We start from the raw sequence: 5,274 nt of genomic DNA on the forward strand, positions 1-5,274 counted from the left end.
GACCAGGGCGGCGATCGGGATCGATGGCACGCGAACGCGGTCCCTGTCTTGATCGACTGGCTTAGACACCCAAGATCATCGGGGATCGCGTTCGTCGTTCTCAACCAGGCCACCCGCCCCGCCGTGCCCCCCGCAGGCCTACCGGCTCATCTCAAGATCTGAGAACGCATTCGCCCTGCCCACACCGACCCAGACAAGGCCGCCAACGCCGACGCCCACTGGGCCTTCCATGTCTTCCAGGTCCACGACCGGCTACGCCGTCCCGAGCAAGAGAACGACTTCTGAAACAGGCCCTAATCCTGGCCTCAGGTTGATCGGGGACAATGAGCGGCAAAAGCATCGACTGGAAGGGGGCGGGCCGGCGTGCGGATCATGATCGCGGATGATGACGCGGCCATCCGTGAGTCGCTGGAGCGGGTGCTCCAGGTCGAGGGTTACGACACCAGCACCGTCGCCAACGGTCTCGCCGTGCTCGACGGGGTCGGTGGGGCCGGCGGTGACACGCTGGATCTGCTGATCCTCGACGTGATGATGCCCCGCGTCGGCGGGTTGGAGACCTGCCGGCGGTTGCGGGCCGCGGGTCGGGATCTGCCGGTGCTGATGCTGACCGCCCGTGACCAGGTCTCCGACCGGGTCGCGGGGCTGGACGCGGGCGCCGACGACTACCTGCCCAAGCCGTTCGCCACCGAGGAGTTGCTGGCCCGGGTGCGGGCCCTGCTGCGCCGGCGCACGCCGCCCGACGGGGAGTCGCAGATCCTGTCGTTCGCCGACGTCCGGCTCGATCCCGACAGGTTCGAGGCGTGGCGGGGCGGGCGGCCGCTGCACCTGACCCGGACCGAGTTCTCCCTCCTGCAGGTCCTCCTGCGCAACGCGACCCGGGTCTTGACCCGCGACGCGCTGTTCGAGGCGATCTGGGGCTTCGACATGAGCGCCACCGCCAACAACCTCCAGGTATACGTGAGCTACCTGCGCCGCAAGATGGAGGCCGAGGGTGAGCCGCGATTGATCTACACGCTGCGCGGCCTGGGATACACGTTGCGGGAGACTCCTCCGTGAGCAGGCCCGCCGGCCGGGAACCGCGCCGGCTGACCCGATGGTGGCGCCGGCGGTCCCTGCGGACCAGGCTGACGGTGATCGCGGCGACGGCCATCGCGGTCAGCGTGTTCGTGGCCTTCCAGGTGGGCATCGAGCTACTGAACTGGGAGCTGCAGGACACCGCCGAGAATCAGCTACGCGCCGATTCCCGCGTCCTGGCGACGAACGCGGAGCGCGCCGGTCTGGCGCAGGTCCAGCTACCGCCGTATCCCGGATCCGGGCGGCTGGTGCGGGTCATCCTGCCCGACGGCTCGACCCGGACGCCGGTCGGCCAACCCGCGCTGCCCCCGGTCAGCGAGCACGCCGGGCGCGTGGCGCAGGGCGCGTCGGCCGACCTGATGGAGTCGAACGACAGCGACGGCTACTTCATCTACACGCTGCGGGCGGGCGACGGCGCGGTCCAGGTGGCCCGCGCCGTCGCCGACGACAGCCCGATCACCCGGTTCGGGTCGGGCATGCTGCTGATCGGGCTGCTCTGCGTGGTCGGCGGCGCCCTTGTCGGGCGGACCGTGGCGCGGACCGGGCTGGCGCCGATCGACCGGCTGACCGCCGCCGCGGTACGTGTCGCGCACACCCAGGATCTCGACGCCGACATCCCGGATGAGGGCGGTGGGGAGATCCGGCGGCTGATCCAGTCGATCAACGACATGCTCGCCGCGCTCCGGGACTCCCGGCAGGCCCAGCGGCTGCTCGCCGAGGACGCCGCCCACGAGCTCAAGACCCCGCTCACCAGCCTGCGCCTCAACGTCGAGCTGCTGATCCGGCTCGATCGGCGCGGCACCCTGGACAGCGCACTGCCGGCGGAGAGCCGGACCCGGCTGCTCAACGATCTCGGCGCCCAGGTGGCCGAGTTGAGCACCCTTGCCGCCGAGCTGACCGACCTGGCGCGCGGTGACGTCAGCGACGAGAGCACCGAGCTGCTCGACCTCGCCGACGTGGTGGTGACTGCCGCGACCCGGGCGCGTTCCCGCGTGCCCGACATCGAGGTCGCGCTCGACGTGACCTCCGTGTGGGTGAGCGGGCGTCCCGCTGCGCTCCAGCGGGCGGTGCTCAACCTCATCGACAACGCCGGCAAGTGGTCCCCCGCGGACCAGCCGGTCCAGGTCCGGCTCCGTGCCGAGGGCGCGTCGGCGGTGCTCGAGGTCGACGACGCCGGGCCGGGCATCGACGCCGCCGACGTACCGCGGGTCTTCGACCGGTTCTACCGTGCCGACAGCGCCCGGGCGTTGCCGGGATCCGGTCTGGGGCTGTCGATCGTGCAGCGGGTCGTCGACGCCCACGGCGGCCGGGCCACCGTCGCCCGCTCCGCACGCGGGGGCGCGCTGCTTCGGGTCGACCTTCCGGCCGCGGCCCCGCCCGCCCCGATCGCGCGGCTCACCGCCGGGGAGGACACCGCGGTGCACTGACCCGCCCCGGCGGCGCGGCGCAGGACAAGGGACGGCGGCCCTCGGGCATGGCCCCGCGCGGCTCACCGTCGGGGCAGGACACCGCGATGCGCCGACCCCAGCCCCGGCCGCACGGCGCAGGACCAAAGGGGCGGCGGCCGTCGGGCAATGGCCCGCGCGGCCCACCACCGGGCAGGACACCGCGATGCGCCGACCCCAGCCCCACCGCGTGGCACAGGACCAAAGGGCGGCGACCGTCGGGCCCATGAAAAGATCCGGGACGGGCCTGGGTCCCCGTCCCGGATCTCGTCCGTGCCGCCGCGCTTACCGTTGCAGCGCGGGCTCCTCGCCGTCGGCGAGCGACTGTTGACCGTCCGGCAGCTCCGCCGCTGGACGGGACAGCCGGCTCGGCCACCAGATCCGCCGGCCGATCAGCAAGGTGAGGGCGGGCACCAGGACCGACCGCACCAGCAGGGCGTCGAGCAGCACGCCGAAGGCGACCAGGAACCCGACCTCGATCAGCATCACCAGCGGAAGTGTGGCGAGGACCGCGAACGTGGCCGCCAGGACCAGGCCTGCCGAGGTGATGACGCCACCGGTGGCCGAGAGGGCTTTGAGCATGCCCTCTCTGGTGCCGAGACGCACGGTCTCCTCCCGGGCCCGGCTGGCCAGGAAGATGTTGTAGTCGACGCCGAGCGCCACCAGGAACAGGAATGCCAGCAGCGGCACCGAATAGTCGATACCCTTGAACCCGAGGATCGTGTCGAAGACGAATACGCTGCCGCCGAAGGCTGCGGCGAATGAGACGATCACGGTGGCCATCAGGACCAGCGGGGCCACGATCGCGCGCAGCAGCAGCCCGAGGACGATCAGGACGACGGCGAGCACCAGCGGGATCACCAGCTTCTCGTCGCGCTTGGTGGTCACCTCGGTGTCGAGGTTCTCCGCACTCGGCCCGCCGACGATCGCCTCCGCCCCGCTCACCGCGTGCACGGCGGTGCGCACCCGCTTGATCGTGTCGTACTCTGCGACGGTGTCCGGCGCGTCCTTCGGGAACACGGAGATGTTGGCCCAGTCACCGCTGGTCTGCTCCGGGATGGCCAGGGCCACACCGCGGATGTCCTTGACGATGTCGAGCACCCGCTCCTGGTGCGCCGGCCGCGTGAAGATCGTCATCGGCTGGCCGCCGAGCTCTGGGAAGTGCTGGCGGAGAACGGTGAAGCCGGTGACCGACTCCGGCGCGGACAGGAACTGGTCCTGCTCCCGCAGGGCGCCGGTATTGCCCGCCAGCCCGATGGCGAGCACGCCGAGGACTCCGAGCGAGCCGAGCGTCGCCACCCACCGGCGGCGGCTGATGGCGGTGCCAAGCCGTCCCCACAGCCCCGGCTTCTCCTCCACGGCCGTGCTGAACCGCGGGATGGCCGGCCAGAAGATCCGCCTGCCGAGCACCACGAGCACCGCCGGGAACAGCGTCAGCATGGCCACCAGCGCGCACAGGATGCCGGCCGCACCGATCGGGCCCAACCCGCTGGTGCTGTTCAGGTCCGCGACGAGCAGGCAGAGCAGGCCGGCGACCACGGTGGCCGCGGACGCCACGATGGCCGGCGCCGCGCCGCGTAGCGCGTGGACCATCGCGACCCGGACGTTCTCATGGTGGTGCAGTGTCTCCCGATATCGAGCGATGAGCAACAGCGCGTAGTCCGTGCCGACGCCGAATACCAGGATCGTCAGCAGCGCCGAGTTCTGGTCGTTGACCACGATGCCGAAGCCCTGGACGAGCAGGTAGACGGTCCCCATCGCGGTCAGTGCGGCCGCGCCAACGGCCACCAGCGGGATGATCCACAACACCGGGCTGCGGTAGGTGAGGATGAGCAGGAGCGTGACGACGACGATGGTGGTGAGGAGGACCTGCACGTCGATGCCGTCGAAGACGGCATCCATGTCGCCGTCGATCGCGGCCGGGCCGGTCACGTCGAGTTCCAGGCCGGAGGGGCGGTCCTTCGCGGCGTCACGCAACGGGCCGACGATGGCCTCCGGTCCGCCGTAGGTCGTGCTCACCTCGAGGGTGAACATCATCGCCTTGCCGTTGGTGGAGGGGCTCGTCGGTGAGCCCTCGTCGTCCTCGCCGGCCGCCGCCGTCGCCTTCGGCGGGTACCGCTTGGCAAGGGTGTTGTAGTGGCGCTCGACCGTCGCGCGGTCGGCGTCGGTCATGCCGCCGGCGCGGTGGTACACGAAGACGAACGTGTTGTTGTCACCGCCGGGGAGACTGTCGTCCAGCACCGCCACCTTGGTGGACTCGGCACTGGCCGGCAGGGTGTCTACGGCGCTGTCGGTGGTGACCGAGCTCAACTTTCCGCTCAGCGGCACCATGCCCGCCGCCAGCACCAGCCACAAGCCAATCACTAACCACGGCACCCACCGACCGGCCAACCGACCGGCCGGCGCTTCCCCGGACGGCGCTGCGTTGACTGCCATCACTAGCCTCCTACATACGGGTTACATCGCTTATCTGGACGCCTACTTCATACCGAGCGAACCTGAGACGACTGTTAATACGGTGCTCAGGCCGGTTGGCCGAACCATGTGCCCAGCGCACGCACCAGCGTGGTGGCGTCGAGGTCCTGCCCGGTAGGCAAGGCCCAGGCGACACAGCCGTCGGGCCGGATGAGTGCACCGCACTCGAACCTGGCGTGTGCCGCGCAGATGCTTGGACATCACAGCACCAGGACTTAAGCCAGTCGATCAAGACAGGGACCGCGTTCGCGTGCCATCGATCCCGATCGCCGCCCTGGTC

At 70.6% G+C, this 5,274-nt stretch carries 4 protein-coding genes; 2 read left to right on the forward strand and 2 right to left on the reverse strand.

Translation table 11 applies throughout. The features are described from left to right. The first annotated feature begins 372 nt into the window (after window positions 1-372). Together ABD340_RS45705 and ABD340_RS45710 are read left to right on the forward strand one after the other, a co-directional pair. Entirely contained in the window at window positions 373-1,056 is a 684-nt protein-coding gene (locus ABD340_RS45705) for a response regulator transcription factor (RefSeq protein WP_425547547.1), read from the forward strand. Beyond that, window positions 1,053-2,501 carry a HAMP domain-containing sensor histidine kinase gene (locus tag ABD340_RS45710; RefSeq protein WP_344598200.1) on the forward strand — a complete coding sequence of 483 codons (1,449 nt, stop codon included), beginning with the start codon at window positions 1,053-1,055 and terminating at the stop codon, window positions 2,499-2,501. The genes ABD340_RS45705 and ABD340_RS45710 overlap by 4 nt, the downstream gene beginning before the upstream one ends. 303 nt (window positions 2,502-2,804) lie before the next feature. Here ABD340_RS45710 and ABD340_RS45715 read toward each other — a convergent pair whose 3' ends face one another. Both ABD340_RS45715 and ABD340_RS45720 read right to left on the reverse strand, forming a co-directional pair. Next, window positions 2,805-4,883 (reverse strand): MMPL family transporter, encoded by a 2,079-nt coding sequence (locus tag ABD340_RS45715; RefSeq protein ID WP_344598202.1) that lies wholly within the window; start codon window positions 4,881-4,883, stop codon window positions 2,805-2,807. A 158-nt stretch (window positions 4,884-5,041) separates the two neighbouring features. Continuing rightward, window positions 5,042-5,185 (reverse strand): aromatic-ring hydroxylase C-terminal domain-containing protein, encoded by a 144-nt coding sequence (locus ABD340_RS45720; protein WP_344598204.1) that lies wholly within the window; start codon window positions 5,183-5,185, stop codon window positions 5,042-5,044. Window positions 5,186-5,274 lie beyond the last annotated feature (89 nt).

Origin of the sequence: Actinomadura vinacea (assembly GCF_039532545.1) — a bacterium.
Lineage (GTDB): Bacteria > Actinomycetota > Actinomycetes > Streptosporangiales > Streptosporangiaceae > Spirillospora > Spirillospora vinacea.

What these genes read in the sequence shown, in the direction of transcription:
- ABD340_RS45705 (WP_425547547.1), top strand. Translation starts at nt 373, where the DNA reads ATGATCGCGGATGATGACGCGGCCATCCGTGAGTCGCTGGAGCGGGTG.